This window comes from Hyphomonas adhaerens MHS-3, from assembly GCF_000685235.1.
Lineage (GTDB): Bacteria > Pseudomonadota > Alphaproteobacteria > Caulobacterales > Hyphomonadaceae > Hyphomonas > Hyphomonas adhaerens.
This window is the reverse complement of record NZ_ARYH01000001.1, coordinates 875065-900892: the sequence shown is the minus strand read 5'-3', so window position 1 is coordinate 900892 and position 25828 is coordinate 875065. Positions and strand designations below refer to the sequence as shown.

Below are 25828 nucleotides of genomic sequence, written 5' to 3'. Positions count from 1 at the left end.
CGGGTTCTTATTTGCGGTAATCGAGCGGCGGGTCGCGGTCGCCGAGAAGCGAGCGGTACTGATAATCCGGTCCGCGCTTTTCATCAAACTCCTTGCGGGCTTCCGCGCGCAGATCCGGGTTCGTGAACAGTTCGATCGCGGCCAGCGTCAACGTCTTGGACGCCACCTGCGTGCCCTTGTGCCCGATGGATGTGCCGGATGCCGCGACGGCCTGCCAGGAGTGAGCCGGCGTGCCCGGCACCCAGGTCGCCGTGTTCAGGCCAACGGTCGGCACGGCATAGGACACATCGCCCACATCGGTGGAACCGTAACCGAGCGAGACCTCAAAGGGCTGGATCTCCGATTCCGAACCGATCGGCAGGGTCGGCGTCGTCAGCGTGGCGTAGATGGTTTCGGCGAAGGCCTTCTCTTCTTCATTATACGTGACCCCGCCAACTTCGCGCAGCTTCGAATCCATCATTTTCGCCAGCGTCTCGTTTACCAGCAGCGGGTTGTTGCCGTGGATGACTTCCCAGTCGACCGTCGTGCCTGTGCCGAGGGCTGCGCCGCGCGCGGCGTCTTCCAGGCGCGTCCAGATCGCTTCCACGCCGTCCGCGGTCGGATGGCGGACATAGTAGAAGACTTCGGCAAAGTCCGGCACCACATTCGGGGCGGAGCCGCCGGAGGTGATGACGTAATGGATGCGGGCGTCCTGCGGCACATGCTCGCGCATCATGTTGACCATCATGTCAAAGGCTTCGACGCCGTCGAGCGCCGAGCGGCCTTTCTCCGGTGCGCCGGCCGCATGGGCCGAGAGGCCGTGGAAGCGGAACTTGGCCGAGCGGTTGGCCAGCGTCGTGCGTGCAGCGGCGGAGTTGCGGTCCCCCGCATGCCAGTGCAGCGCGATGTCGACATCGTTGAACAGGCCCGCGCGGACCATGTAGACCTTGCCGCTGCCGCCCTCTTCCGCTGGCGTGCCGTACAGGCGGATCGTCCCCGGCGTGCCGGTCTCTTCCAGCCAGTCCTTGATCGCGATGGCCGCCGTGGTGGAGCCTGCCGCGAAGAGGTTGTGCCCGCAGGCGTGGCCCGCGCCCATGCCGTCGCGCTCTTCCCGGTCCGGGCTGGCGGTCTGGTTGATGCCCGGCAGCGCGTCGAACTCGGCGAGGATGGCGATCACCGGGCCGCCGGTGCCATATTCCGCCACGAAGGCGGTCGGGATGCCGGCGACGCCTGCCTCCACGTCAAAGCCTTCGACCTTCAGGGTCTGCTGCAGCAGGCCGGAGGATTTTTCCTCCTGATAGCCAACTTCGGCCCATTCCCAGATCTGGTCAGACAGGCTGTTCGACAGGTCCGCCTTTTCTTCCACCTGCTCGATCAGGTTTGCATCGCGGCTGTCGGGCCAGGCCGGGCCGGTGATGCAGGCCGCAAGCAGGGCGGTGGAGAGGAGAGGCAGAATGGGGCGCATGAGGCATACTCCGTAAAAAGGTCTCGAATCTGGCGCGGACATTGGGACAGCTCGCCGGGCCGCACAAGGAAAACCGGGCTGCCGCGGTGTCACACAGACCCTTCGCGCTCAATCACGAGCACACGTGCCTCTCCGATGGGATGCGCGACGTGTTCGTCCCCCACCCCGGCGACGAACATGTCGCCTGCGCCGAGCTGCACGATCTTTTCTGCGCCGTTTTCCCGGTAGTGCATGTCGACGACGCCCTGCATCACGACGAACACCTCCGCGCCGTCATTGACGTGCCATTTATAGGGCTGGTCGGTCCAGTGCAGGCGCACGCTCGCCCCGTCGATCCGGGCGATCTCGCGCGCGCCCCAGGCCTTGTCGGCCCGGAAGGTCTGCGCATCCTGTATGATTTCCGGCATGAATAACCCTGTTCACTACGGCTGGACGGGCGGCAACCTAGCCTGCTTTCCCACAAGGAAGAACCATGCCGGTGACAGGAAATGTCTTTTCCTATGCCCGCCGCCCGGCTAACACGCGCGCATGACACAGGTCGCGCTGATTGATTACGGCTCCGGTAACCTCCACTCGGCCGAACGGGCCCTGCGGGAGGCGGCGGCGCTGGCGGGGACAAGCCACGAGATTGTCGTGACCGATTCCCCGGACGTCATCCTCGAATCCACCCGTATCGTGCTGCCCGGCGTAGGCCATTTCGCTGACTGCGCCGCGGGCCTGCGTGCCCGGGACGGCGTGGTCGACGCCCTGAACGAGGCGGTGCTGAAGGAGGCCAAGCCTTTCTTCGGCATCTGCGTCGGCATGCAGCTGATGGCGACGGCGGGGCTGGAGGACGGCTACACGGCCGGCCTCGGCTGGATCAAGGGCACGGTCGACATCATCGCGCCGGGCGAAGGCTTCCGCATTCCGCACATGGGCTGGAACGGGCTGGAGATCCCCCGCCCCCACCCCGTGCTGGCAGATTTGGGCGACGATCCGCACGTCTATTTCACCCATTCCTATGCGATGAAGCCGGACAACCCGGCCGACATCGCCGCAACGACCGATTATGGCCACCCGATCGTCGCCGCGGTCGCCCGGCGCAACATGTTCGGCACGCAGTTCCACCCGGAGAAGAGCCAGGCCACCGGGCTCAAGATCCTCTCAAACTTCCTGCAATGGGCGCCCTGAGTACCAGATGACCTTTACCCTCTACCCCGCCATCGACCTGAAAGACGGCCAGTGCGTACGCCTGCTGCGCGGCGAGATGGACCAGGCGACCGTCTTCTCCGACAGCCCGGCGGCGCAGGCCAAGGCCTTCCGCGAGGCGGGCTTCACCCATCTTCATGTGGTTGACCTGAACGGCGCCTTTGAGGGCAAGGCCGTGAACCGCGCGGCGGTCGAGGCGATCCTGAAGGCGACCGATGCGCCGGTACAGCTCGGCGGCGGCATCCGCACGCGGGCACAGATCGACGCCTGGCTGGAGGCCGGCATCTCCCGCGTCATCCTCGGCACGGTTGCGCTCAGGGATCCGGAACTGGTGAAAGCCGCCGCCCGCGCCCTGCCCGGCCAGGTCGTGGTCGGCATCGATGCGAAGAATGGCATGGTCGCGGTCGAAGGCTGGGCCGAGACCAGCGACATGAAGGCCACCGAACTCGCCAAGGCTTTTGAGGGGTGCGGCGTCGCCGCCATCGTCGCCACCGACATCGGCCGTGACGGCCTGAAGACCGGCGTCAACGTTCCGTTCACGGCAGAGCTCGCCAACACCGTCTCCATCCCCGTCATCGCCAGCGGCGGCGTCGCCAGCACCGACGACATCCGTGCCCTGATGGCCGCAGATGCGCCGATCGCCGGGTCTATCCTTGGACGGGCACTTTATGACGGGGATATTGTGCCGAGTGAGGCGCTACAAATTTCAAACATTCTATCCTGAATTCCACACAGCAACCTTGTATCTGCAACAGTATTTGTTTGACTCGCATAAGTAGAATCAGTCGTAGTGCTCCGAAATTGAGGTGCACTATCGATGTCAGACGACGATCAAGAACTCTCTCAGCTCGATAAAACGAAGCGCGCTCTTTCAGATGTTCTGGAATATGACCTGTCCAGCATCACGCGACGGGAAGAATTGGGCCAAACATTTTCATTTGAACGTGCTGTCCTTCCAGCGAAGCAAATCGTTGGAATATTCCGTTTAATTCCGACCAGTCATCTGGAAGAATTACCGGAAAAAGAACTCCAAATTATCCAGCAGGCTGCTGATTCCTTCACCAACTTGCTGGAGTCAATTCACGAATTTGATCCGGAAAACCCAACAGATAATACGGTTCGCCGCGATCAGATAGTGGACAATATAATTGGTCAGTATCAGCCGCTATTCTCGAAACTCTTCCCTCTGATCTCCTATCTTACCGCGCGCAGCACTGATTTCTCAGCGCTAGAAACTGATGCAAGGGCCGCTGTTCAAGAAGCAAAACGAGCCGCGGAAGACGTTGTCAAAGAAGTTCGAGCTCAGGGGTCTGAAGCTGAATCCACGCTGCAAACGATTCGTGATGTGGCTGCGGAGCAAGGTGTTTCTCAACAGGCCATCCACTTCCAAGCCGAGGCCGACAAACACAAGAAGGCCGCTGACAGGTGGGGCATGTACACTGTCCTGACCGCCATCGGACTTGGGCTGTTGGCGATCGTATCAATTTTTGTTCATAAATGGGATTTTCTCGCGCCGACAAATTTGTATGAGACTGTGCAGCTTTCGATTAGTAAAGCGATCCTTTTCGGCGCAGTGGGATACATGCTTGTCGTCTGTGTTCGGAATTTCGTTGCGCATAAGCACAACGAAGTCGTGAACCGACATCGCCAAAATGCACTGGTCACATTCAAAGCTTTGGTGGATGCTGCCTCGGTCGAGGGCAAGCAAGACATAGTTCTTATGCAGGCTTCCGAATGCATATTCACAGGACGCGATTCCGGATTTTCCCGATCAGCAGGTGGTTCGCCGACCCAGGGTGCAGCTATGCTACAGTTGCTCCCTCGTGTTCTAGGATCATCAAACCCTGCAGACGGTTAAACCGACGAACCAACTACCCCCTGAGCAACCGCTCATAAAACCCGCCCCATTGGCGGCCCGGTTCCACGAGGTGGGCTTCCAGGATCCAGTAGCGGGGGCGGCCGAGATGGTCGGGCTTGCTGAGCGGCTCCGGATTGTCCGGCCAGAGGCGCTGGTGGGCCGGCTCCAGCGGCCAGGTGGCGTGCGGGAACTCGCCCACGGTGTGCCCGGCGATCTTGCCGCCGAAATGATAGCCCCGCGCCTCTGCCGCGCGGCAGGCAAAGTCATAAACCTCCGCCCCCGTCACATCGGGCTTGGACAGCGCAAAGGCGCGCATCTCCTCGAACACTTCGGGCAGCGCGGCGACCAGCGCATGGCGGGCCGGGTCCTGCCCCATGGCATAGGTGCGGCCGACATCGGCCTCGGCCTGTTCGAAGACGGGGCCCATGTCGACATAGACCGTGTCTTCCGGCCCGATGGTCACTTCGTCCGGCCGGTCAGAGAAGATGCAGGTCGTGTTCGGCCCGGCGCGCACCAGGCGCTGGTGCCAGTTGCGCGCGATGCCGAACTGGTCTGCGGCGATGGCTTCGATGTCGCGGTCCACCTCCCCTTCGGTGCGGCCCGGCTTCATGATGCCCGCCGCCTCGATCGCGTCCAGCAGGGCGAAGGCGCGCTCCTCCGCGTCTACCATTCTTGCCCAGCGGGCGGCGTCGTCTTCGGTCTGATGTGTCATGCCCAAGGCCTAACCGCCTCAGCCCGCCTGTCAAACCGGGCGGTATAGACGGTCTATAGAAGGTGTATTGAGGGTGTTCGTGAGGGTGCCTCCGGCGGCGGGCGGCCGGATGGCCGGGCGTGCAACCGGCAGCTGTAATTGTGATTGTGGAGATGCCCTGAACCTCTATAAAAGAGCCCAAGAACTGGCAGACTCTTCTGGAAGATTATGCTAGGTCCGGCCGAAATTCTGGAGACATTACCTATGAAACTACCTCTTCTGACGCTTGCCCTTGCGGCTTCTCTGGCAGCCTGCACACAAGTTCCCCGCGAGGAACGCGGTGATCCCAAGGTTGCCGCAAATGGCGAGCCGCTGGTGTGCGAGCGCGTGCCGATTCCCGGCAAGATTTATCCGGGCAAGATCTGCATGACGGAAGCCCAATGGGCCCAGCACAAGAATGCCGGCCGCGATTCCACCAACTCGATCCAACGCCGCGGCCTCCAGACCGCAGACCCCCTCGCGAACGGCGGCTGAGCCCCGAAGGCACTGCAGAAGCAGACCCGACCAACAAGAACGCGCAGGTGCCGCCTGCGCGTTTTTTTGTGGCTGGCGCGGGCCCGCGTCACAGCGCAGGCTTTGCCGCGCGGGCTTTCCCGTCTAAAGCCGTGCCCATGACCCTGAAGACCCGCATCATCCCCTGCCTCGACGTCAAAGACGGGCGCACCGTCAAGGGCGTCAACTTCGTGGACCTGCAAGACGCGGGTGACCCCGTGGCGCTGGCGAAAGCCTATGACGCGCAGGGCGCCGACGAGCTCTGCTTCCTCGACATCACGGCCAGCCATGAGGGCCGCGGCACGCTGCTGGACATCGTCTCGGCCACCGCGGAACAGTGCTTCATGCCGCTGACCGTCGGCGGCGGCGTACGCAGCGCCGAGGATCTGGTGGCCCTCCTGCGGGCCGGCGCCGACAAGGTGGCGATCAATTCCGCTGCCGTCGCAGACCCGGATGTCGTCGCCCGCTGCGCCGCGAAGGCCGGGCGCCAGGCTGTCGTCGTCGCCATTGATGCCCGGCGGGTCGGCGGACCCGGTGAAGGACACTGGGAGATCTTCACCCATGGCGGGCGAACCGCCACCGGCATCGACGCGGTCGAGTTCGCGAAACTCGCCGAGAGCAAGGGCGCAGGCGAAATCCTGCTGACCAGCATGGACAAGGACGGCACCAAGTCCGGCTATGACATCCCGCTGCTGCAGGCGATCACATCTGTTGTAAACATTCCGGTTGTGGCCAGCGGCGGCGCGGGCAGCGTGGACGACATGCCGGCCGCCGTGCTGGATGGCGGGGCGACCGCGGTGCTGGCCGCCTCGATCTTCCATTTCGGCGAAGCAACGGTCGCAGATGCCCGCCGGGCGCTGCACGCCGCGGGGGCCCCTGTCCGTCCGTTCTAGACCCTTTTGGGGCCTATTCCGCGAAGACCGGCTTGCGTTTCTGCATCTCCGCCATCACCGCTTCCATCTGGTTCGGCGTGCGGATCACTTTCAGCTGTTCGGTGCTTTCCAGCATCAGCAGGTCAGCGTCGGACAGGTCCGCCATCGCATTGCACAGCGTCTTGGCCCCGCGCATGGCCGCCGGGTGCTTGTTGGCGATGATCCGTGCCAGCGCCAGCGCGTCTTCATGCGGCGTGTCCGAAACATGCGTGGCAAAGCCCATGGCGTGGGCTTCGCGGCCGTTGAACTCCCGGTTCGTATAGGTCAGCTCGCGGATCACATCGTCCCGCGCATTGCCGCGCCACAGCGGGAAACCGGCCATGTCAGGCACCAGGCCCCATTTCATTTCCATGATTGCGCAGCGCGTATCCGGGTGGATAAAGCGCACATCCGCGCCGGACAGGATCTGGAACCCGCCGCCAAACGCCACGCCGTGAGCTGCAGCAATCACGGGGACTTCCAGCTTCCGCCATCCCCAGGCGACGTGCTGGGCGAGGTTCGCGTCGCCGAATGCCCGTGTGGCAAGGTCCCCCGTTGCCCCACCTTTTTTCTCGCCGTCGCCTGACGAATTGCCGGACATGCTGGACAGGTCCAGCCCGGCGCAGAAGGCGCGCCCCTCCCCCGACAGCACGACGCAGCGCAGGCCCTTGGTGCCATGCAGCTCTTCGATCGTATCGGCCAGCGCCTGGAACTGGGCGGTGTCCAGCGCATTCATCTTGTCGGTGCGCACCATGCGGACATCTGCAATGCCGTCCTCAAGATGCGTGATCGTCACCCGGTCGCTCATCAGGAATCCTCCTTGTTTGGGATAAAAGTGACGCCCCCCGCGCCCGCGTCAAGCTGGCAGGCTTCCTCCCCTCGCGGAAGGAGGGTATGGAGACGCCATGTCTATTCTCGGATCTGCCGACCGCCTCGCCGAAGCCCTCGCCCATCTGGGCATGACCATCGATACACGTGCCGAAACCGGCGATGCGAGTTCGTCCTGGACGGCGAAACTTCTGTCGAAAGGGGTCGGCGCCTGCGCCGACAAAGCCGAGGAAGAGGCCGGTGAATTCATCCAGGCCCTGCGGGAAGAGAGCGATGACCGCGTCGCCAGCGAAGCCGCCGACATGCTCTACCATGCCCTCGTCGCCCTGCGCGTGCGAGGCGTCAGCCTCGATGATGTGGCCGCCGCGCTTGAGAAGCGCCAGGGCACCAGCGGGATTGCGGAAAAGGCGAGCCGCAAGGACTGATCCCTTAAAGCGCGCGCTCCAGGTAGATCACTTCCTTCTTCCCGGGCACGAAAGCCTGGGCACCGACCTCGACGAAACCAAGCCGTTTGTGGAAGCGCAGTGAGCCCGGATTGGGCGGCACGCGGTTCACTTCACATCCAATGGAATCATAGCGCCCGGCGCATGCCGCAAAAGCGGCCTCGTACAGCGCTTCGCCGATGCGCTGGCCCCGCGCCGATGCATCAATCGCGATCCGGTCGACATAGTTCGCATTGCCTTCCCGCGCCTCGAACCAGCGGAGATTGTCGCTGGTATAGGCGGCGGTGCCGGGCGGGACGAGATTCAGGAAACCTATCGGGCGGCCGGTGTCATCGACGGCGACAAGGCATTCGGACAGGGATACCCATTTGCCAAGGCTTTCGGCCGTTTCGCGGCTGACGCCCGGCACCCCCTGCTCGTTGATCGCGTGCAGGGCCGGCAGGTCTGAGGGCACATAGGCCCGGATTGTGGTCATGAAATCTCTTTCGGCGGCTTCAGGCGGCGCTTGGTCTGGTGGCTGTCAGCCTTGTCGCCGGTCGGCTTTTCTCCGCGCATGTAGTGGCGCTGCCAACGCGCTTTCATGGCGTTTTCCTCGCCCTCGCCGAGGCGTTTGTTGAAGTCCGCCCGGCTTTCGGTCCAGGCGGTATATTCCTTCACCAGCTCCGCGTTCGAGCGCAGGGCTTTGCGTTCCGGCTGTATCTCTTCCAGCTTCTTGTGTTCCATCAGCGTGATGAAGGCGAAGGGCTCGCCCTTTTCGAAGACCACGCTGCCCTTGCGGGTCATTTGCCAGTTCATGGTGAAGGGGAATGGAAGCCAGTCGGTCTCAACCAGGCCCGTCAGCGGATAGATGCCATCCTTCGGCCAGTTTGGCGGGCCGGTGACCCAGACGCCCCAGCCGGGCGGGGTGCGGAACAGGTGGCCGGTATGGAACGTAACGATCCCGCGGGCGAAATGCGCCCCGGCAAAGCTGTCGATGGCGCGCGGGTCCCCGCGGGTCAGCAGGCGGATATCCTCATTGCGCGGGCCGCCATTCCATTCGATCTTGATGTCCATCGGCGCCAGCAATTCCCAGCCCGTGGAGTTCGCCATGGTCAGCGGCAGGCAGCGATAGGGATGGCGGTCGGTAAAGGCGTCCATCCAGTCACGATTTGACCGGGCGGGCACCAGATCCGGCGCGACATCATAGATTTTGTAGCAATCAAGAAACATGGGGAGGCTCACCGCTTGACGGAGGCCACAAGTCTTGGCCCAAAGGGCCCCATGACGGCAACCCCCGAAGACCTGTTCGCTTATCTCGACACGCTGGGCATCGCGCACACGACGCACTGGCATGAGCCTGTGTTCACCGTTGAGGAAGGCCGGGACCTCAAGGCCGGCATGCCGGGCGGGCACACCAAGAACCTGTTCCTGAAGGACAAGGACGGCGCCATCATCCTGATTGCCGCCGAAGCGCACTCACAGCTGAAGCTGAACAAGCTGCACCGGCTGATCGGCACGAAGCGCCTGTCCTTCGGGCCGCCGGAGCTGATGGAGGAAATTCTTGGCGTCACGCCGGGCTCTGTCACTGCATTCGCGCTGATGAACGACACAGACGGACGCGTGCGCTTCCTGGTCGATGCGGCCCTGATGGAACATGATCCGGTGAACTTCCACCCGTTGACCAATACCGGCACCACGGCCGTCTCGCGGGCGGATTTCGAAAAATTCGTCCGCACCACAGGGCATGGATTTGAGGTGATCGACTTCACCCAGCTGCTGACCGGGGCGGAGTGAGCGGCCCGCGCTTCACGAATTTGTTCGCGCTCGCCTCTGGTCATGCGGCTTCTGGCCGCTAGTGTCGCCGCAACAAGACAGGGAGAACGCCAATATGCAACACCGCCGACTCGGCCGAAGCGCCATTTATGTATCCGACATCTGCATGGGCACGATGACGTTCGGCTCCCAGACCGACGAGGCCGAATCCCTGCGTATTCTCGACGCAAGTTTCGATGCCGGGATCAATTTCTACGACACGGCCGAGAACTATCCCGTGCCGCCGGATACCAAATGGGCCGGGCGAACGGAGGAAATCGTCGGCAAGTGGCTGAAGACCAAGGACCGCGACTCCATCATCCTCGCGACCAAGGTGTGCGGCCCGTCCCATGGCTGGATCAAGGGCAGCCAGCGCGCCGGCATGACCGCGCTGGACCGCCACAACATCACCAAGGCCATCGAAGACAGCCTCACCCGTCTCGGAACGGACTATGTGGACCTTTACCAGACTCACTGGCCGGACCATGGCACGGCCTATGACGAAACGATGGAAACGCTGGACGATCTGGTCCGGGCCGGAAAAGTGCGCATTGTCGGCTGCTCCAATGAAGACGCCTGGGGCCTGATGAAAAGCCTCGAAGCATCCAGCCGCCTCGGCACCGTCCGCTATGAGACGATCCAGAACAATTTCAGCCTGAACAATCGCCGTTTCGAGGATGCGCTCTCGAAAGTCTGCCGCAAGGAAGATGTGAGCCTCATCCCCTACTCCCCGATCGGCGGCGGCGTGCTGTCCGGCAAGTACCAGGACGGCGCCCGGCCTGAAGGGGCGCGCTTCTCGCGGTATCTGGAAATCGGCGGACGCCAGGCGGCCATGGCGCAGCGGTTCGTCAATGAGAAGTCCCTCGCCTCCACGGCCCGTTTCATGGACATCGCGAAAGAGGCCGGCATCAACGTCGTGACACTCGCGACAGCCTGGTCGAAACAGCATGACTTTGTTGCGTCCACCATTGTCGGCGTGTCGAAATTCGACCAGCTGGACGATATCTTTGCTGCGGCCGATCTGACCCTCGCTGACGATGTGATGAAAGCCTGCAATGCCGTCACCAAAGAAATCCAGTATCCGATGGGCTGACCGCCCCAAATTGCCAGGCGCCGCAGCGATCCGGTTCGCTGCGGCCGCCCTGGCATTTGCCGTACCCACCGCCTGTGTGGCCGTGCCGTCTGCCGGAGACCAACCGGCAGCTGTGGAACAGATCGCGCCGCCCTCGCTGCGCTATCCGGGCCTGTTCCAGCGTGTGGCGCTGAGCGGCGTGGTGGACCCGAAAGACTGGGTTGATGCCGAACCGCGTGCACCGGATGCGGAGATCCTGGCCGCCTTCGCAGAGGATGCCCCGGACACGGACGAAGCGCTCGCTGAATTTGTCGGGCGCTGGTTCGATTTGCCGGAACCGGCCGGCAGCGTTGACCTGCCGGACGACCTGACACTGACAGAACATATCGACGCGCTCTGGCCGCACCTGACCCGGTCAGCCGATCCCGGTACGGCGCGCGGATCGCTTCTGCCGCTGCCGCATCCCTATATTGTGCCGGGTGGGCGCTTTCGGGAAGTCTATTACTGGGACGCCTATTTCACCCTGCTCGGCCTTGGGCCGGAACATGATGACATCAAGCAGGACATGGTCGACAATTTCGCGTCGCTGATCCGCGAAACCGGCCACATCCCCAACGCCAATCGCAGCTATTATCTCAGCCGGTCCCAACCGCCCTTCTTTTTCATGATGATCAGCCTTCTGTCACCGGACGATCCCGCGGCTGCCTGGGCCCGGTATTTGCCGGAACTGCGCGCAGAACATGCCTACTGGACGACCGGGCCACACCGCGTTGTCCTTTCGGATGACATCGTCCTTAGCCGGTATTGGGGTGGGCGGACGGTGCCGCGGGACGAATCCTACATTCAGGATCACACCACGGCGGACGAAGCAGACCGGCCGGATGCGGACCTGTACCGGGACCTGCGCGCCGGGGCCGAAAGCGGTTGGGATTTCTCATCACGCTGGCTGGAGGACCCGGACGATCTGTCAACGATCCGGACAACGCGGATCGTCCCGGTCGACCTGAACGCCCTGCTCTACGGGCTTGAACACGCGATTGCCGAAGGATGCCTCCGCGCCGCCGATGCCGCCTGCGCCATGGACTATGGCCAGCGCGCCAGCGAGCGGAGGTCTGACATGCTGGAAGCCTTGCCGGGCCGGTCGGACCTGCTCATGGATTTCGATCTCGATACCGGCAAGACGACAGCGCGCGTTTCCGCTGCCAGCCTCTACCCCCTTTTCTTCGGCGTCGCGACCGAGGAGCAGGCCGCAATCGCTGCCGATATGGTGGATGACGAATTGCTGGCCCCCGGCGGCCTGCTGACCACACCGCTTACCACCGGCCAGCAATGGGATGCCCCGAACGGCTGGGCGCCGCTGCAATGGATCGCCATCGAAGGTCTCCGCAGATACGGCTACGACGACCTTGCCCACGACATCGCGCAGCGCTGGCTCGCCACGGTCGCCCGCTCTTATTGCGAGACGGGGAAACTGGTCGAGAAATACGACATGCTGGAACACAGGCCGGGTGGCGGCGGAGAATATCCGACGCAGGACGGATTCGGCTGGACCAATGGCGTCACAATCGCCCTGATAGAGGCGTATCCGGACCTGTCCTTCTACGGGGAGACCCACCCGGCCGAAGACCCGGAAAGCTGCGTCGCCATAAAGTGAAACCCCCGTTCGCGTTTCACTGCGAACGGGGGTTGCCCCTACTGCCCACCTTAACCGGGTGAGATGATTCAGGCGGCGGTCATTCCGGAGACGGACGTCCGTTCGCCAGGACTTCGCGCTTGCCGGCATGGTTCGGCGCGGAAATGATGCCTTCTTCTTCCAGCCGGTCGATCACGCCAGCCGCCTTGTTGTAGCCAATCTTCAGGCGGCGCTGGAGATAGGAGGTCGATGCGCGCTGGTCGCGGACCACGATGGCAATCGCCTGGGAGAAGAGATCGTCTTCCTCGTCGCCCGTGGAGGTGCCGAGCATCGCATCCATCACGGCCGAGCCGGTGGAGCCGTCATCCGGCGCTTCCAGAATATCCATCACATAGTCCGGCTCGCCCTGATCGCGCAGCCAGTCGGTGACCGCGCCAACATCTTCATCCGACACGAACGGGCCGTGCAGGCGCGTCGATTTCTGGCCGGGTGCCTGATAGAGCAGATCGCCCATGCCAAGCAGCTGTTCGGCGCCCTGCTCGTTGAGGATGGTGCGGGAGTCGATCTTCGTGGTCACCATGTAGGAGATACGGGTCGGGAAGTTGGCCTTGATCGTACCGGTGATAACGTCCACGGACGGACGCTGCGTCGCGGTGATCAGGTGGATGCCGGCCGCACGGGCCATCTGGGCGAGGCGCTGGACACAGCCTTCCACTTCCTTGCCGGCCACCAGCATCAGGTCGGCCATCTCGTCGATCACGACCACGATGTTCGGAATGTGCTCGGTCGGCAGGATCTCGGTCTCGTAGACCGGCTTGCCGCGCTCATCGAAGCCGGTCTGAACCTTGCGGACAAGGTCTTCCCCGGCATTGCGGTATTTCGTGGCCTTGTCGTTGAAGCCGGCCAGGTTCCGCACGCCCGCCTTGGACATGAGCTCGTAACGGCTTTCCATTTCGCGTACCGTCCACTGCAGCGCGTTCACGGCCTTTTTCGGATCGGTCACGACCGGCGCCAGAAGGTGCGGGATGCCCTCATAGATCGAGAGTTCCAGCATTTTCGGGTCGATCATGATGAAGCGGCACTGTTCCGGTGTGTGGCGATAGATCAGCGACAGGATCATCGCGTTCACACCAACCGACTTACCGGAGCCCGTGGTACCGGCAATCAGCAGGTGAGGCATCTTGGCGAGGTCCACCACGGTCGGCACGCCGCCGATGTCTTCGCCCAGCGCCATCGGCAGGCTGGCACGCGAGCCGGTATAGGCATCCGACTGGAGCAGCGTGCGGAGGTAAACCGTATCGCGGTCTTCGTTCGGCAGTTCGATACCGATGGCATTCTTGCCCGGCACAACAGCGACACGCGCAGACTTGGCACTCATCGAGCGGGCAATATCGTCGGCCAGCGAGATGACGCGGGAAGATTTCACGCCAGGCGCCGGTTCCATTTCGAACAGGGTGATCACCGGACCGGGCCGCACTTCCTTCACGCGGCCGCGAACGCCGAATTCCTTCAGGACATCCGACAGCTTGGCGGCTTTCGCGAGCAATGCATCTTCATCGATCGAATCGGCGCGCTCAACGGTCTGCTCCAGCAGGTCGATCGTCGGCAGGCGGCCGGCCTTGCGGCGGCGTTCCGTCGGTTTCGAGACGCGGGGCGCCGCAGCTTTCGGCTTGGGCTTCGGTTTCGGCAGGGTGAAGAGCGGCTTGCGCTCCTGCTCTTCATCCTCGTCATCATAGTCGTCTGCGTCGTTCTCGATCTCGTCTTCATAATCGTCGTAATCGTCTTCGGCGTCGTCGAGATATTCCTCTTCGTCGTCGTAATCCTCGTCATCCTCGATCTCGATGACGTTCTTGCCGCGCTTGCTCAGGAAGCCCGGCGTTTCGTCGTCATCGGACATCACGACGCGGGCGCGGTCGTCACGCGGATCAATCGTCTCGTCTTCCAGTTCGGCCTTGCGCTTCGGTGCGAAGGCACGGGCAACGGCCAGCAGGATGCCGCCAACGCCGCTGGCTTTGCGGGCTGCGCGGGCGCCGGACGAGGCCGCCGCATGCTTCAGCAGGCGCGCATCCCCCCGTCGGAAGCCAAGTGCAGACAGGCCGGCCCACAGCGCCAGCGTGCCAAGGAAGAAGGCTGCCCAGCTTTCCGGGGATGGCAGCATCAGCGCGCGGAACGGCATGGCGGCAAAGTGGAACATGCCGTCGCCGACCACACCGCCCAGCCCGGCGCTCAGCGGCCAGGACTGCGGTACCGGCCAGGCGGCGAAGAAAGCTGCCGAGAACGGCACGAACAGGAAGCCTTTCACCCAGCGGTGCATGCGCGGCGCGCCGATCAGCACGGTGCGCATCGCTCCGCCGATCATCAGGGCGAGACCGGCTGTCCAGGCCGACCAGCCAAGGGTCTGGCGGGCGAGATCGGCAAAGACCGCGCCGGACCGGCCGAACAGGTTCTGCACATCCGAATCGGTCGCCGCATTCCAGGAAGGATCCGTCGCGACATAGGAGCCGACACTGCCGCAGATGAACACGCCGATCGCAAAGGCGGCAGCACCCGTGAGGATGCGCCAGACTGGATCGCTAACGCTGAAATGGGTTGCGTCGTCATCATAAGCATAGTCGGTCATGAAGGGGGACGGCTCCGTGTTGTCGGTGGAGAGGCCAATCTGACCCATCAACCTTAACTCTGGGCAAATGCGCTGAAGACTTTTTCAGCGGCGAATTAACGATTTCAGCGGGCCGGTTTTGGTCTGAAACGGGTCGGCCGCGGCCGGGCGTCACCTCACGCCGAGTCCCGCAGCACCGGCGCCCTCAGTACATTTATTTCCTGTAACCACGGAACATCCAGCCCGGTGCCGGATTGATTCAGGACAATCTGGAACCCGAAAAGGAGCCAAGAAATGAGACACGCCCTGATCACGCCAGCAGCGTTTGCGCTGTTAACGGTTATGTCTGCAAATGCGCAGGAAATGAATGAAGATGCCTCTGCAGTTAACGCCTCCAAGCAGGTTATTTTTGACGAAGTACCGGCTGACCAGGAAGGCATGTCGGTTCAGGACCTGAATGAGCTGCAACGCGCCCGTCTGGAACAGAACGCTTTCGAGATTGCCGAGATGACCGGTGAGGCGCCGGTTGTCGTTGCCGACACGCCGGAACCGGAGGAGGAACTTGTCTTCACCGCAGAGCGCGAGGAAGTCATTGTCCCGGACGAAGGCCCGGCAGAGGTCGCTGTCGGCGGCCCTTATTATGAAAGTGAGACGGAGGCGGTGGAAGACGGCGATCTCAACTCGCCCGAAGAATAAGTCCCCTTCCCTTCCCCCAAAGAAAAACCCCCGGCAGAGACTGCCGGGGGTCTTCGTTTCGGAGAGCCGCAACCTTAGGCGTTGGTGAAGTCCGGATAGGCTTCGATCCCAACTTCGGAAACGTCCATACCGGCCATTTCCTCTTCCTCGGTCGCCCGGATGCCGATCGTGACCTTGAGGGCCATCCAGACGATAACGGAAGCGACCGACACGAACACGCCCGTCAGCAGGACACCGACAAGCTGACCGAAGTAGCTCGTCTGGAGCTCACCTTCGATTTCCACCGGCATGACGTGGTTGCCATAGGACGCCGCCACGATGAGCGTGCCCCAGATACCGCAGACCAGGTGAGCCGGGATGGCGCCGACGACATCGTCGATCTTGAACTTGTCGAGCAGCGGAACGCTGACCACGACGAGGACACCACCGACAGCGCCGATCAGGACCGAAGCGCCCATGCTCGGAGCCAGCGGCTCGGCCGTGATGGACACGAGACCGCCGATTGCACCGTTGAAGACCATCGTTGCGTCGACCTTGCCCTTGTACAGGACTGCCGTCGTCACGGTTGCAGCCAGCACGCCGCCGACAGCCGCCATGTTGGTGTTGGCGAAGATTGCCGCCACATCATTGATGCTCTGGATGCCGCCAGCAGCAAGTTCCGATGCGCCGTTGAAGCCGAACCAGCCGAACCAGAGGAGGAACGTGCCAAGACCGGCGAGCGGGATGTTGGACCCCGGCATCGGGTGGATTTGCTTGCCGAAATACTTGCCGGTCCGCGGGCCGATGATGATCGCGCCCATCAGAGCCGCCCAGCCGCCAACCGAGTGCACCAGCGTCGAACCGGCGAAGTCGGAGAAGGCCCATTCGGAGTCGAGGTAGCCGCCGCCCCACTCCCAGGACACAACGATCGGGTAGATGAAAGCCGTCAGGACGGCCGTGAAGGCAAGGAAGCCCCACAGTTTCACGCGCTCAGCCACGGTACCGGAGACAATCGACGCGGCGGTTGCAACGAACACCATCTGGAAGAACCAGTCGGAGGATGCAGCGTAGTCGCCGTGAGATTGGTCAAGTGGCGGAGGTGCCCACGGGCCCGGCGTCGTGCCGACAAGACCCATGATGCTTTCGCCCGGATAGGCCATGTTGTAGCCGACGACCCAGAACATCAGGCCGGCGATCGAGTACAGCAGCACGTTCTTCATGGACTGCATGGCAGCGTTCTTGGAACGCACCAGACCAACTTCCAGGCAAAGGAAGCCGGCTGCCATCAGCATGACAATGATACCGCCGATCAGGAACAGGTAGGAGTTATCAACATAGGAACTCGCACTGGCACTGACCGACTCTTCCAGCGCCGACAGCCGCGCTTCCAGATCTGCGTCCTGTGCGTATGCGAGCGCCCCCGAGATCGCAAAGACTGGCAACAAGGCCACCCCGCGCGTCATTCTTTTTAGTAACTGGCCCATTCGGCCCCTCCATGTCGCAGGTTTCGGAGCTCGGGACCCCCCGCGCTCTCCCACTCCCGATATGATTTCGGGTGCCCATGAAAGTCGCTTGGCGCCTCCGCTCAGAGGGGTATTCTGAAGGCTCGTGGTCAATTTTTGTGCAGCGTTGCGGCTAATCGACCAATTCGTCACCACCGCTAGACGAGGCGTTGGGACGGGCGTAGCTAGTCATCATGTTGAAACCCTCCCCTGCGTCCAACGAACCCGTAGACCTCGTTATTGTCGGGGCCGGACCGGTTGGCACTTCACTGGCCATTCTGGCCGTCCAGCGCGGCTTCTCCACCATCCTTGTTGATGCGCGCGACCCATCTGCAACGCCTGCTACGGATACGCGTACATTCGCCATTGTCCGCGGCAGCTGGCGAATGCTGGGGGCGACCGGGGTTCATCCCCTGCTCGAAGGTGTCACCGAGCCGCTGAATGGCCTCGAGGCCGTCGACGGGGGCAGCCATGTCTTCGGGGCACCGGGGGTAATCTTCGGAAATGAGGATCTTCCACAGGATGATGATGGCCAACCCCTAGGACAAATGGTCCCGTCAGCGGCCCTCCAGAAGGCCCTCGACGAGGTTGCTGGTCAGATTGCAGGCACTGATCAGGGCCTCATTATCCTTAATGGCGCCCGTTTTCAGGCCCTGGAGGACGGGCCCGGTCCGGCGACGGTATTGCTGGAAGACGGCACCCGGATCCGGACGCGCCTGGTGGCGGCCTGTGACGGGGTGAATTCCTCGGTTCGCACGGCGCTCGGCATCGGGACGGAAGATCATGATTATGGCAAATCGGTCTTTGCCGCGAATGTGAAACTGGACCGGCCGCATGAAGGCATCGCCCGCCAGCTGTTCATGCCGGAAGGCCCCTTTGCGACCCTGCCCATGCCCGACAACAAGGCGAACCTCGCCTGGTACATGAAACGCGGCGCCGCCGAGGCGCTGGCCGAAATGCCGGTGGAAGACATCGAGGCCGAGCTGAATGACCGGTTCGCCGATTTCGCCGGCCGCATGACCATCGACGGGCCCGTGATTTCCTATCCTCTGAAAATGCGCCTGGCCCAGGCAATGACCGGGCCGCGCGTGGCGCTGCTGGGCGATGCCGCCCACCGGATCAACCCGCTGGCCGGACAAGGGCTGAATCTCGGCTTCAAGGATGTCGCCGCCCTGATCGACATCATGGTGGAGTCCCGCGAGGTCGGCCTCGATCATGGCGCAGCCCCTGCCCTGGAGCGTTACCAGCAATGGCGCCGCTTCGACATGACGAGCGTCGCGTTGTTCATGGATGTGATCGACCGGGCCTTCTCAAACGACAATGCCGTGCTGAAACCGCTGCGGGGCCTTGCCATGACGGCCGCCAACAAGATCGGTCCGCTGCGCCGGGCCATGGCCCGCCAGGCCAGTGCCGACCAGTCGCACCTGCCGAGTCTTATGCAATAACGGCTTCGTCGCCGACGGTCAGCTTCCGGATCAGGTCCCAGTTATAGAGCCCGCTGTCGTGTCCGTCCGAGAAGACGATGCGCAGGGCGTAGCGGCCGACCGGGTCGGCGCGCAGCACGCTGATATCGTCCGGCACGGGCGCCTGCGGCGGGGGCGGACCGCCGCCATGGCCACGCACGGCCGCTGAAGGCGACTGTTCTCTCAATCGCTTGTAGCTGACGGTGCCGGACTTGCCGTCGTCAAATTCGGCATACAACACGGCGTCGGATTTGCGGAAAGCCAGTTTGACCGGCCAGGCCATGCTGCTCATGCTCCGCCCTCTTCCGCATCGAGGTCACGGGCCTCTTCCACCAGCATGATCGGAATGCCGCCCCGGATTGGGTAGGCAAGCCGCGCCTTGGGCGAGACCAGTTCGTCCGCTTCGGCATTATAGCGCAGCGGCTGGCGTGTCTGCGGGCAGATCAGGATTTCGAGAAGGCGCGGGTCGACGCCGGAATGGGCGCGTCGCGGGCTGGAAGTGTCGTCAGTCATGGGCGTCCTATTGCAGGGTTCCGTCATCCGGACCAGCGGAATCCATTGTCAGGATCGTGATCAGCATGTCGGCGCGGTCTTTCAGGGTTGGCGCTTCAAGCAGGGCCTGTTTCTCCATCACCGAAAATGGACTGCCGGCGGCCAGCGCCTGGACCAGCGCATCAATCGGGGCGACCTTCACCGCGTCCCAGTCCGCCTTCATGTCGTGGCTGCTGACATATTTGCGCAGGGCATCGACCAGGTCCTCGCGGGACGGCAGGCCAATCAGGGAATCAGGCCTCAGATCGTTCGCATACGGGGCCCAGTTGGGGCGCACCTGCCGGTAAGGCGTCATCACCGCCAGTTCCTCAAGAACCCGGAACCGGGCAATGCCGGCCAGCGTGATGAGGTAACGCCCGTCATCCGTTTCCGAATAGGACGTGATCCGCCCGGCGCACCCGACGCCGATCAGGTCCGGCTTGAGACGGTCGCCACCGACACTCTGGATCATGCCGATCAGCCGGTTCCCGGCCATGGCGTCATCCACCATGTTCAGGTAGCGCGGCTCAAATATGTTCAGCGGCAGGTGCCAGTGGGGAAACAGCACAACCCCGGGCAGCGGAAACACTGTCAGCGTGTCCGGCAACTGATCCACCGAATGATAGGTCATGCTGCTCATGCTGCCTCCGGAGCGGCGTCGCCCCCTCGCATCATGGCATTATGCGGGAGGCGGCGGCCTCAGGCAAACATCAGTGATGCAAGACGCTGGCGGCCTTCCACCGTCACCGGGTCTGTCGGGCCGGCGGCTTCGAAGATCTGCAGCAGCTTTTCCTTCGCCTTGCCCTCTTCCCAGTCCATCTTTGACCCGAGAATGATCAGCAGGTGATCCACCGCATCGCCATACCGCTGGGCGGCCGCATATTTCTCGGCCAGTTCGAACCGCTTGGCGTGATCGTCCGGCGCGGCCATGACAGCGTTCAGCAATTCATCAAATTCATCCGCAGCCGGGGCATCTTCCATCATGTCGATGGCCATCCGCACCCCTTTGATGGCGGAGTCGTGCTTCTGGTCTTCCGGAACCATGTCCAGCGTCGCGCTGGCGCGTTCCTTGTCGCCATTGGCAAGATAGCAGCGTGCAAGCCCGGCAATTGCGGCGACATTCTCCGGATCGTGCTGGACCACAGCAGCATAGATCTGAGCGGCCGTGGCGACATCGCCAGCCTGGCTGGCGGCTTCGGCCTGCGCGAGCGCATCGGCGATTTCCTGCGCCGAATCGGTTCCGGTCACCAGCTTGTCGATGAAACCGCGCACCTGGCCTTCCGGCAGCGCGCCCATGAAAGCATCGACCGGGCGGCCCTTGTCGAAGGCATAGACGGCCGGAATGGACCGCACACCGAGCTGGCCTGCATAGGCCGGGTTCTCGTCGATATTGATCTTCACCAGTTTGACCGCGCCCTTATGGCTTTCGACCACTTTCTCGATCACCGGGCCAAGCTGGCGGCAGGGGCCACACCAGGGCGCCCAGAAATCGACAATGACGGGTTGGGTGTTCGACGCCTCGACCACATCGGTCATGAACTCCTGGTCGGTGGTGTCTTTGGTATGCAGGGCGGCGGCATCGGCCATGGCGGTCTTCCTTCAAAATCTGGCGGAAAGATGGGCGTTCGGGCCGCGTTTCGCAAGCCGGGCCGCCGACACACCTGCGTGTTCATCTGCGGTCAGGTCTTGCGCTGCGCGGGCCGGGAAGCTGAATGGCAGCCAACGAAAAGCGGCCGAATGACCTTGATCCCGCCCTGTTTAGGCAGGGTTCAGGCGACTAAGTGTAAGCGCAAGGTCACGAAAAGGAGACCCGTTCGATGAAGACCAAACTCGCTGCCCTGGTTGCCGCTGCCGCCCTCGCCGCCGCGCCCCTCGCGCTGGCGCGTCAGGGAACCCCCGAAGCGGCCCCCACAAAAATCACCGCCACGCCGGCCGGCATGACCGCCGCGCAGCGCACCGCCCTGCTGAACGAAATCGCCGCGTCCATGGAAAAGGTGAAGACGGCCTCTGGCCGCTTCGACCAGATTTCCCCGGATTACACGACAACCAGCGGAAGCTTTGCGCTCTCCCGCCCCGGCAAGGTGCGGTTCGACTATGATGCCCCCTCCCCGCTTCTGATCGTCGCCAACGGCACAACGGTTGCGATGCAGGACTCCGAACTGGAGACGACAGACCGCGTGCCGCTCGGCTCCACGCCTCTGGCCCTGCTGCTGGACGACAATCTGGATTTCAACACCGAAGCCGAGATCGTCGATGTCAGCAAACAAGGCGAAAAGGTCGAGGTCACCCTGCGCGACCCGGATGGCGAAATGGACGGCACGCTTACCCTGCTGTTCAGCGGCCCGGAGCACGACCTGACCGGCTGGCGCACACTGGATAGCGCCGGCAACCTCACCCAGGTCGGATTGCACGATGTCAAAACCGGGAAAAAGCTCAATCCGCGCCTCTTCATCGTCAAGGACTTCGACGACGAATAGTGTAACAGTTGCAACAGATTCCCGCTCCCGGCACCCCGCAAGACCCGTCTTGCGGGGTGTTCCTTACCGGCAGGCACCCAAGTACTTAACACATATTTTACTTGAAATTTTTGCCCGTAGTGACATCTTTGCAACTGTCGACACACGGCATACCCCGCGCAGCACCCGACCCCCCCGCTGTGAACTACCGTGTTGTCGCAGCCGGAGCCTTCCCCTCCCGGCGAGACGTTGGAAACCGCGTCTGACGCGCCCGAACCCCCCGCGTTCGGGCGCGTTGACGTTTCAGGGAACAATGCTACGCAGCCCGGATGCCAAAACCGCTCAAGATCGTCAGCTGGAACATCAACTCGGTTCGCCTGCGGGCCCCGAACATCGCGGCCTTTGTCGAAGAACAAAAGCCGGATGTGATCTGCCTGCAGGAAACCAAATGCCAGGACGGGGAGTTTCCCGAAAAGGCCTTCAATGAAATGGGGCTGAAGCATCTGGTGCTGAACGGCCAGAAGGGCGGCCATCATGGCGTGGCCATTGCCTCACGCCTGCCGATTGAGCGCATCGACGCGCCAGACCTGTGCCGGGAAGGCCATTCGCGTGTCATCGCCGCGAAGGTCGCCGGGATCGAGATTCACAATATCTACCTGCCCGCCGGCGGAGACGTGCCCGACCCGGACAAGAACGAGAAGTTCGCCCACAAGCTCGATTTCCTCGAACGCCTGGGCCCGGCCTACAAGAAGCAATCGAAAACGCCGCGCATTCTGGTCGGCGACCTGAACGTCGCGCCGCACGCAAACGATGTCTGGTCGCACAAGCAGTTGTTGAAGATCGTCTCCCACACGCCGGGCGAGACCGAGCGGCTGGAAGCTTCCCGCAAGCAGGCAAAATTCGAAGACATCGCCCGTCTCGCCGTGCCGGACGAGCAGAAGCTCTACACCTGGTGGAGCTATCGCGCGAAGGACTGGGCCGCCTCGAACCGCGGACGGCGCCTGGATCATATCTGGGTCAATCAGGCGGGCCTGCCGGACACGCTGGTCGACAGCTACAAGATCCATCTCGGCTGGCGCGGTGGCTGGAAACCGTCAGACCACGCACCGGTCAGTGTGCAGATCAAGGCAGGTTAAGCCGGAGCTGCCGGCCGCCAGGCATAGTGGCACTTCGTCCGCCGGTGCACGGGATCCGGTTCGGTTCCGGTCAGAACAAAGCCCCGGGATTCATAAAAAGCGCGGGCAGGGCCATTGGCCTCATGCGTCGTCAGAACCATGCCGCCGGGCATCAGCCCCTTTGCATGATTGAGCATGGCAAGGCCAACACCGCTGCCTTTGGCGGCAGGCGCAACAAAGATCTGATCGATACGGGATAGTTCAGGGACCAGCGCCAGAAAGCCGACCAGCATGCCGTCGAGTTCGGCCGTGTACAGACTCCAGCGACCCGCCGCGTCGCGGTGGAACCGTTCGTGCACGCCTGCGCGGTCCAGGTCTGTTTCGTTCGAAATGCCAATGGATTGCCAGCTGTCAAACCAGAGGTCGGCAAGTGCCGGATAATCCGCAGGCGTAGCAGGCCTTATGATCACGGCTGCAGGCGGTAACCTCCCGCATCGGTCAGCAGCAGGCGGGCGTGGGCCGGGTCCGGCTCGACTTTCTGGCGCAGGCGGTAGATGTGCGTTTCCAGCGTGTGGGTCGTGACGGCGGCATTGTAGCCCCAGACTTCCGCCAGCAGCTCATCGCGCGCCACCGGCTTGCCGCCCGCCCGGTAGAGATATTTCAGGATGTTGGTTTCCTTCTCCGTCAGGCGGATCTTCTTGTCTTCATCGGTGACCAGCAGCTTCATCGCGGGGCGGAACTCATAAGGGCCGACCTTGAATGTCGCGTCTTCGGACTGTTCGAAACTCCGGAGGTGGGCCCGGACACGGGCCAGCAGGACGGAGAATTTGAATGGCTTGGTCACATAATCATTGGCGCCGGATTCGAGGCCAAGGATCGTGTCGGCATCGCCATCCTGTCCTGTCAGCATGATCACCGGGGCACGGACGCCCTTCTGCCGCATGATTTTGCAGGCCTCGCGGCCGTCCATGTCGGGCATGTCCACGTCCAGCAGGATCAGGTCAATGCGCTGGGTGGTGGCGGCATCGATGCCCTCATTCGCATTGGCGGCCTGAATCGTTTCGAAACTGTCGTGCAGCTCGAACTGTTCTGCCAGTGCCTCGCGCAGGTCTTCATCATCGTCCACCAGAAGGACCGTTTTCTTGGCAGCCATGCGACTCTCCTGTTTCAAGTGAGTGCTGCTTCTATCCACATCGCTTCACGATGCCATATGAATGTAACGCACGAACGATCACAAGAGCGGGAGGGTGCCGTGAGCGCCGATTTTGTTGCCTTTGGAGATGGACGCTTCCTGCTGGCCGGCCGGGAAACCCGGTGTTCGGTCGGGCGCAGCGGTATCATCGCAGGCAAGGACAAGCGGGAAGGTGATGGGTTTTCGCCCGCCGGCACCTGGCCCATGCGCCGCGTCTTCTACAGGCCCGACCGGCTGGACGCCCCGAAAACCCTGCTGCCGCTTGTGCCGCTGACCCCGGAAGACGGCTGGTGCGATGCGCCAGATGACCCGCTCTACAATCGCTGGGTCAAGCTGCCCTATTCGGCCAGCCACGAGAATCTCTGGCTGGAAGACCATGTCTACGATGTCATCGTGGAGCTGGGCTATAATGACGACCCGCCTGTTCCGCCGCTTGGCAGCGCCATCTTCCTGCACCTCGCCCGGCCCGACTGGGGCCCGACGGCTGGCTGTGTCGCCGTGACACTGGATGACATGCTGGAAATCCTGCGCCTGTCGGCCCGCGGATCGGAGATCGAGATCCGGCTCCAGGATCAGGGATAGTCCCGCGGGCCAAACAGCGCGGACCCGACGCGAACATGTGTCGAGCCGAACCTGGCGGCGGTCGCATAGTCGGAACTCATACCCATCGAGAGCACGGAAAGGCCCGCCTCCTTTGCCAGCTTGGCGAGCAGGGCGAAGTGCGGTCCGGCCGGCTCGTCCACGGGCGGGATGCACATCAGGCCCTGAACATCGAGACCCTTATCACGTGCATACTGTAGCAGTTGCTGCAGTTCGTGCGGGGCCACACCGGCCTTTTGCGGCTCCTCGCCGGTATTCACCTGGATCAGGACGGGCAGGGCGCGGCCCACTTTTTCCATCGCCTTTGCCAGCGCATCGGCCAGTTTCGGACGGTCCAGCGTCTCGATCACGTCAAACAGGCGCACCGCGATTTCGGCCTTGTTGGTCTGCAAGGGGCCGATCAGGTGCAATTCGAGGTCCGGATAGGCGGACCGTCGGCCGCTCCAGCGGGCTTCGGCCTCCTGCACGCGGTTTTCGCCGAACACGCGCTGGCCCGTGGCGAGGATCTCGTCGATTGCCGCGTCAGGCTGCGTTTTTGTCACCGCCACCAGCTGGGGCGCCGGGGAGGCGGCGTCGGAAAGTTCGGCCAGCACCGCCTCGCGGCGCTTGGCAATGGAGAGTGTGTCGGTATCAGTCATCACGATGATGCAGGAAGACCGAAACCGCGCGGAACGCAAGCTCCGCACCGCCGCACGTGTCGCGGGCCGGCACCTGCCGTCCGGCTTGCCGCCGGTCCTTTACCTGACCGATCCGGTCCGGACGCCGGATCCGGTGGTCACGGCTGGTCGGTTATCGTCATGGCATGGTCTGGTTTACCGGCATTATGGTCAGCCGGGGCACGCACAAGTCGCTGCTGATCTGGCCAAAGTCTGCCGCAACCGGCATGTCAGGCTCCTCATCGCAAACGATCCCCGGCTCGCCATGCAGGTCGGCGCAGACGGTGTGCACTGGCCATTCGCCGCGCGGGGCGAGGCCAGAAAGTGGCGTACCCGGTTTTCCCTGATGACCGCCAGCGCGCACACGCCGGAACAGTTGCGGTTGCTACAGGATGCAGGATTCGACGCAGCCCTGCTGTCCACGGCCTTCCCGTCTGCCAGCCCCAGCGCCCGCACGCCGCTCGGCCCGCTGAAGGTCCGCAAACTGGCGCGCGCATCCGCCCTACCGGTCTATGCGCTCGGCGGCATCAACGCAGACACGGCCGGTCAGGTCGCCCCTGTTGCAGGTATTGCAGCAATTGAAGGAATAGAGGCCGTATTCGGCCCATAGGCCCGGATCTGGAACGGC

At 62.9% G+C, this 25828-nt stretch carries 30 protein-coding genes; 15 read left to right on the top strand and 15 right to left on the bottom strand.

Annotated elements, in window-relative coordinates; genetic code table 11:
• Nucleotides 1-7 precede the first annotated feature (7 nt).
• Nucleotides 8-1444 (bottom strand): amidohydrolase, encoded by a 1437-nt coding sequence (locus HAD_RS04540; protein WP_035569667.1) that lies wholly within the window; start codon nt 1442-1444, stop codon nt 8-10.
• Between the two features lie 89 nt (nt 1445-1533).
• The gene (locus tag HAD_RS04535) at nt 1534-1851 is read right to left on the bottom strand and encodes an AraC family ligand binding domain-containing protein (RefSeq protein WP_035569666.1); all 318 of its coding nucleotides are present in this window, start codon (nt 1849-1851) and stop codon (nt 1534-1536) included.
• 121 nt (nt 1852-1972) lie between these two features.
• Here HAD_RS04535 and hisH point away from each other — a divergent pair, with 121 nt between their 5' ends.
• From hisH to HAD_RS04520, 3 genes are all read left to right on the top strand, one after another.
• Entirely contained in the window at nt 1973-2614 is a 642-nt protein-coding gene (hisH, locus tag HAD_RS04530; RefSeq protein WP_035569665.1) for an imidazole glycerol phosphate synthase subunit HisH, read from the top strand.
• A 7-nt stretch (nt 2615-2621) separates the two neighbouring features.
• On the top strand, nt 2622-3356 hold the full coding sequence (hisA, locus tag HAD_RS04525; protein WP_035569663.1) for a 1-(5-phosphoribosyl)-5-[(5-phosphoribosylamino)methylideneamino]imidazole-4-carboxamide isomerase: 735 nt from the start codon (nt 2622-2624) through the stop codon (nt 3354-3356).
• Nucleotides 3357-3449: 93 nt separating this feature from the next.
• Nucleotides 3450-4490, top strand: a complete 1041-nt coding sequence (locus tag HAD_RS04520) for a hypothetical protein (RefSeq protein WP_051595920.1) — start codon at nt 3450-3452, stop codon at nt 4488-4490.
• Between the two features lie 13 nt (nt 4491-4503).
• Here HAD_RS04520 and HAD_RS04515 read toward each other — a convergent pair whose 3' ends face one another.
• Nucleotides 4504-5202: a M24 family metallopeptidase gene (locus HAD_RS04515; protein WP_035569662.1), complete on the bottom strand. Its 699-nt coding sequence runs from the start codon at nt 5200-5202 to the stop codon at nt 4504-4506.
• A gap of 243 nt (nt 5203-5445) precedes the next feature.
• On the opposite strand from HAD_RS04515, the gene HAD_RS04510 reads away from it, so the two are divergent.
• Nucleotides 5446-5715 (top strand): hypothetical protein, encoded by a 270-nt coding sequence (locus HAD_RS04510; RefSeq protein ID WP_035569660.1) that lies wholly within the window; start codon nt 5446-5448, stop codon nt 5713-5715.
• A gap of 137 nt (nt 5716-5852) precedes the next feature.
• Nucleotides 5853-6626, top strand: coding sequence for an imidazole glycerol phosphate synthase subunit HisF (hisF, locus tag HAD_RS04505; protein ID WP_035569658.1), 774 nt, complete (start codon nt 5853-5855; stop codon nt 6624-6626).
• A 13-nt stretch (nt 6627-6639) separates the two neighbouring features.
• Here the strand turns inward: hisF and HAD_RS04500 are convergent, their stop codons facing one another.
• Nucleotides 6640-7452, bottom strand: a complete 813-nt coding sequence (locus HAD_RS04500) for a crotonase/enoyl-CoA hydratase family protein (protein ID WP_035569657.1) — start codon at nt 7450-7452, stop codon at nt 6640-6642.
• Between the two features lie 97 nt (nt 7453-7549).
• Between HAD_RS04500 and hisE the strand changes: the two genes are divergently transcribed.
• The gene (hisE, locus tag HAD_RS04495; RefSeq protein WP_084331764.1) at nt 7550-7897 is read left to right on the top strand and encodes a phosphoribosyl-ATP diphosphatase; all 348 of its coding nucleotides are present in this window, start codon (nt 7550-7552) and stop codon (nt 7895-7897) included.
• Nucleotides 7898-7901: 4 nt separating this feature from the next.
• Here the strand turns inward: hisE and HAD_RS04490 are convergent, their stop codons facing one another.
• Together HAD_RS04490 and HAD_RS04485 are read right to left on the bottom strand one after the other, a co-directional pair.
• Nucleotides 7902-8390, bottom strand: a complete 489-nt coding sequence (locus HAD_RS04490) for a GNAT family N-acetyltransferase (protein ID WP_035569655.1) — start codon at nt 8388-8390, stop codon at nt 7902-7904.
• Complete coding sequence (locus tag HAD_RS04485) at nt 8387-9124, bottom strand: DUF6065 family protein (protein ID WP_035569654.1); 738 nt, start codon at nt 9122-9124, stop codon at nt 8387-8389. The genes HAD_RS04490 and HAD_RS04485 overlap by 4 nt, the downstream gene beginning before the upstream one ends.
• A 51-nt stretch (nt 9125-9175) precedes the next feature.
• Between HAD_RS04485 and HAD_RS04480 the strand changes: the two genes are divergently transcribed.
• The 3 genes from HAD_RS04480 (at nt 9176) to HAD_RS04470 (ending at nt 12432) form a co-directional block, all read left to right on the top strand.
• The gene (locus tag HAD_RS04480) at nt 9176-9688 is read left to right on the top strand and encodes a prolyl-tRNA synthetase associated domain-containing protein (RefSeq protein ID WP_035569653.1); all 513 of its coding nucleotides are present in this window, start codon (nt 9176-9178) and stop codon (nt 9686-9688) included.
• Between the two features lie 94 nt (nt 9689-9782).
• Nucleotides 9783-10799 (top strand): aldo/keto reductase, encoded by a 1017-nt coding sequence (locus tag HAD_RS04475; protein WP_035569652.1) that lies wholly within the window; start codon nt 9783-9785, stop codon nt 10797-10799.
• Entirely contained in the window at nt 10762-12432 is a 1671-nt protein-coding gene (locus tag HAD_RS04470) for a trehalase family glycosidase (protein ID WP_051595919.1), read from the top strand. Before HAD_RS04475 ends, HAD_RS04470 begins: the two co-directional genes overlap by 38 nt.
• Nucleotides 12433-12511: 79 nt before the next feature.
• On the opposite strand, the gene HAD_RS04465 is transcribed toward HAD_RS04470, so the two are convergent.
• Entirely contained in the window at nt 12512-15079 is a 2568-nt protein-coding gene (locus HAD_RS04465) for a DNA translocase FtsK (RefSeq protein ID WP_241765298.1), read from the bottom strand.
• A gap of 225 nt (nt 15080-15304) precedes the next feature.
• Here HAD_RS04465 and HAD_RS04460 point away from each other — a divergent pair, with 225 nt between their 5' ends.
• Nucleotides 15305-15706, top strand: a complete 402-nt coding sequence (locus HAD_RS04460) for a hypothetical protein (RefSeq protein ID WP_035569651.1) — start codon at nt 15305-15307, stop codon at nt 15704-15706.
• 74 nt (nt 15707-15780) lie between these two features.
• Here HAD_RS04460 and HAD_RS04455 read toward each other — a convergent pair whose 3' ends face one another.
• Nucleotides 15781-17169, bottom strand: a complete 1389-nt coding sequence (locus HAD_RS04455) for an ammonium transporter family protein (protein ID WP_035569650.1) — start codon at nt 17167-17169, stop codon at nt 15781-15783.
• A gap of 212 nt (nt 17170-17381) precedes the next feature.
• Here HAD_RS04455 and HAD_RS04450 point away from each other — a divergent pair, with 212 nt between their 5' ends.
• A complete protein-coding gene (locus tag HAD_RS04450) occupies nt 17382-18632 on the top strand; it encodes an FAD-dependent monooxygenase (RefSeq protein WP_051595918.1) in 1251 nt (416 codons plus the stop codon).
• On the opposite strand, the gene HAD_RS04445 is transcribed toward HAD_RS04450, so the two are convergent.
• The 4 genes from HAD_RS04445 to trxA are packed head-to-tail and all read right to left on the bottom strand — an operon-like array spanning nt 18622 to nt 20768.
• On the bottom strand, nt 18622-18942 hold the full coding sequence (locus HAD_RS04445; RefSeq protein WP_035569649.1) for a gamma-butyrobetaine hydroxylase-like domain-containing protein: 321 nt from the start codon (nt 18940-18942) through the stop codon (nt 18622-18624). The two genes, HAD_RS04450 and HAD_RS04445, sit on opposite strands and share 11 nt — an antisense overlap.
• Nucleotides 18939-19163, bottom strand: coding sequence for a Trm112 family protein (locus HAD_RS04440; RefSeq protein WP_199285842.1), 225 nt, complete (start codon nt 19161-19163; stop codon nt 18939-18941). The genes HAD_RS04445 and HAD_RS04440 overlap by 4 nt, the downstream gene beginning before the upstream one ends.
• Nucleotides 19164-19170: 7 nt before the next feature.
• The gene (locus HAD_RS04435) at nt 19171-19821 is read right to left on the bottom strand and encodes an LON peptidase substrate-binding domain-containing protein (RefSeq protein ID WP_084331763.1); all 651 of its coding nucleotides are present in this window, start codon (nt 19819-19821) and stop codon (nt 19171-19173) included.
• 59 nt (nt 19822-19880) lie between these two features.
• On the bottom strand, nt 19881-20768 hold the full coding sequence (gene trxA / locus HAD_RS04430) for a thioredoxin (protein ID WP_035569647.1): 888 nt from the start codon (nt 20766-20768) through the stop codon (nt 19881-19883).
• Between the two features lie 230 nt (nt 20769-20998).
• On the opposite strand from trxA, the gene HAD_RS04425 reads away from it, so the two are divergent.
• The gene (locus tag HAD_RS04425) at nt 20999-21658 is read left to right on the top strand and encodes a LolA family protein (RefSeq protein ID WP_035569646.1); all 660 of its coding nucleotides are present in this window, start codon (nt 20999-21001) and stop codon (nt 21656-21658) included.
• Nucleotides 21659-21966: 308 nt separating this feature from the next.
• The gene (locus tag HAD_RS04420) at nt 21967-22773 is read left to right on the top strand and encodes an exodeoxyribonuclease III (protein ID WP_035569645.1); all 807 of its coding nucleotides are present in this window, start codon (nt 21967-21969) and stop codon (nt 22771-22773) included.
• On the opposite strand, the gene HAD_RS04415 is transcribed toward HAD_RS04420, so the two are convergent.
• Nucleotides 22770-23222 carry a GNAT family N-acetyltransferase gene (locus HAD_RS04415; protein ID WP_035569644.1) on the bottom strand — a complete coding sequence of 151 codons (453 nt, stop codon included), beginning with the start codon at nt 23220-23222 and terminating at the stop codon, nt 22770-22772. The genes HAD_RS04420 and HAD_RS04415 overlap by 4 nt on opposite strands.
• On the bottom strand, nt 23219-23905 hold the full coding sequence (locus HAD_RS04410) for a response regulator transcription factor (RefSeq protein ID WP_035569643.1): 687 nt from the start codon (nt 23903-23905) through the stop codon (nt 23219-23221). The genes HAD_RS04415 and HAD_RS04410 overlap by 4 nt, the downstream gene beginning before the upstream one ends.
• Nucleotides 23906-24004: 99 nt before the next feature.
• Here HAD_RS04410 and HAD_RS04405 point away from each other — a divergent pair, with 99 nt between their 5' ends.
• Nucleotides 24005-24526, top strand: coding sequence for a L,D-transpeptidase family protein (locus HAD_RS04405; protein ID WP_035569642.1), 522 nt, complete (start codon nt 24005-24007; stop codon nt 24524-24526).
• Here the strand turns inward: HAD_RS04405 and HAD_RS04400 are convergent.
• Complete coding sequence (locus tag HAD_RS04400; protein ID WP_035569641.1) at nt 24517-25182, bottom strand: YggS family pyridoxal phosphate-dependent enzyme; 666 nt, start codon at nt 25180-25182, stop codon at nt 24517-24519. The genes HAD_RS04405 and HAD_RS04400 overlap by 10 nt on opposite strands.
• Between HAD_RS04400 and HAD_RS04395 the strand changes: the two genes are divergently transcribed.
• The gene (locus HAD_RS04395) at nt 25166-25810 is read left to right on the top strand and encodes a thiamine phosphate synthase (protein ID WP_162177466.1); all 645 of its coding nucleotides are present in this window, start codon (nt 25166-25168) and stop codon (nt 25808-25810) included. The genes HAD_RS04400 and HAD_RS04395 overlap by 17 nt on opposite strands.
• The last annotated feature ends 18 nt before the right edge of the window (nt 25811-25828 follow it).

Bases quoted from the DNA above. Each gene is read 5' to 3' on its own strand.
- HAD_RS04540 (WP_035569667.1), bottom strand. From the start codon at position 1,444: ATGCGCCCCATTCTGCCTCTCCTCTCCACCGCCCTGCTTGCGGCCTGC.
- HAD_RS04535 (WP_035569666.1), bottom strand. From the start codon at position 1,851: ATGCCGGAAATCATACAGGATGCGCAGACCTTCCGGGCCGACAAGGCC.
- hisH (WP_035569665.1), top strand. From the start codon at position 1,973: ATGACACAGGTCGCGCTGATTGATTACGGCTCCGGTAACCTCCACTCG.
- hisA (WP_035569663.1), top strand. From the start codon at position 2,622: ATGACCTTTACCCTCTACCCCGCCATCGACCTGAAAGACGGCCAGTGC.
- HAD_RS04520 (WP_051595920.1), top strand. From the start codon at position 3,450: ATGTCAGACGACGATCAAGAACTCTCTCAGCTCGATAAAACGAAGCGC.
- HAD_RS04515 (WP_035569662.1), bottom strand. From the start codon at position 5,202: ATGACACATCAGACCGAAGACGACGCCGCCCGCTGGGCAAGAATGGTA.
- HAD_RS04510 (WP_035569660.1), top strand. From the start codon at position 5,446: ATGAAACTACCTCTTCTGACGCTTGCCCTTGCGGCTTCTCTGGCAGCC.
- hisF (WP_035569658.1), top strand. From the start codon at position 5,853: ATGACCCTGAAGACCCGCATCATCCCCTGCCTCGACGTCAAAGACGGG.
- HAD_RS04500 (WP_035569657.1), bottom strand. From the start codon at position 7,452: ATGAGCGACCGGGTGACGATCACGCATCTTGAGGACGGCATTGCAGAT.
- hisE (WP_084331764.1), top strand. From the start codon at position 7,550: ATGTCTATTCTCGGATCTGCCGACCGCCTCGCCGAAGCCCTCGCCCAT.
- HAD_RS04490 (WP_035569655.1), bottom strand. From the start codon at position 8,390: ATGACCACAATCCGGGCCTATGTGCCCTCAGACCTGCCGGCCCTGCAC.
- HAD_RS04485 (WP_035569654.1), bottom strand. From the start codon at position 9,124: ATGTTTCTTGATTGCTACAAAATCTATGATGTCGCGCCGGATCTGGTG.
- HAD_RS04480 (WP_035569653.1), top strand. From the start codon at position 9,176: ATGACGGCAACCCCCGAAGACCTGTTCGCTTATCTCGACACGCTGGGC.
- HAD_RS04475 (WP_035569652.1), top strand. From the start codon at position 9,783: ATGCAACACCGCCGACTCGGCCGAAGCGCCATTTATGTATCCGACATC.
- HAD_RS04470 (WP_051595919.1), top strand. From the start codon at position 10,762: ATGCCGTCACCAAAGAAATCCAGTATCCGATGGGCTGACCGCCCCAAA.
- HAD_RS04465 (WP_241765298.1), bottom strand. From the start codon at position 15,079: ATGGGTCAGATTGGCCTCTCCACCGACAACACGGAGCCGTCCCCCTTC.
- HAD_RS04460 (WP_035569651.1), top strand. From the start codon at position 15,305: ATGAGACACGCCCTGATCACGCCAGCAGCGTTTGCGCTGTTAACGGTT.
- HAD_RS04455 (WP_035569650.1), bottom strand. From the start codon at position 17,169: ATGGGCCAGTTACTAAAAAGAATGACGCGCGGGGTGGCCTTGTTGCCA.
- HAD_RS04450 (WP_051595918.1), top strand. From the start codon at position 17,382: ATGTTGAAACCCTCCCCTGCGTCCAACGAACCCGTAGACCTCGTTATT.
- HAD_RS04445 (WP_035569649.1), bottom strand. From the start codon at position 18,942: ATGAGCAGCATGGCCTGGCCGGTCAAACTGGCTTTCCGCAAATCCGAC.
- HAD_RS04440 (WP_199285842.1), bottom strand. From the start codon at position 19,163: ATGACTGACGACACTTCCAGCCCGCGACGCGCCCATTCCGGCGTCGAC.
- HAD_RS04435 (WP_084331763.1), bottom strand. From the start codon at position 19,821: ATGAGCAGCATGACCTATCATTCGGTGGATCAGTTGCCGGACACGCTG.
- trxA (WP_035569647.1), bottom strand. From the start codon at position 20,768: ATGGCCGATGCCGCCGCCCTGCATACCAAAGACACCACCGACCAGGAG.
- HAD_RS04425 (WP_035569646.1), top strand. From the start codon at position 20,999: ATGAAGACCAAACTCGCTGCCCTGGTTGCCGCTGCCGCCCTCGCCGCC.
- HAD_RS04420 (WP_035569645.1), top strand. From the start codon at position 21,967: ATGCCAAAACCGCTCAAGATCGTCAGCTGGAACATCAACTCGGTTCGC.
- HAD_RS04410 (WP_035569643.1), bottom strand. From the start codon at position 23,905: ATGGCTGCCAAGAAAACGGTCCTTCTGGTGGACGATGATGAAGACCTG.
- HAD_RS04400 (WP_035569641.1), bottom strand. From the start codon at position 25,182: ATGACTGATACCGACACACTCTCCATTGCCAAGCGCCGCGAGGCGGTG.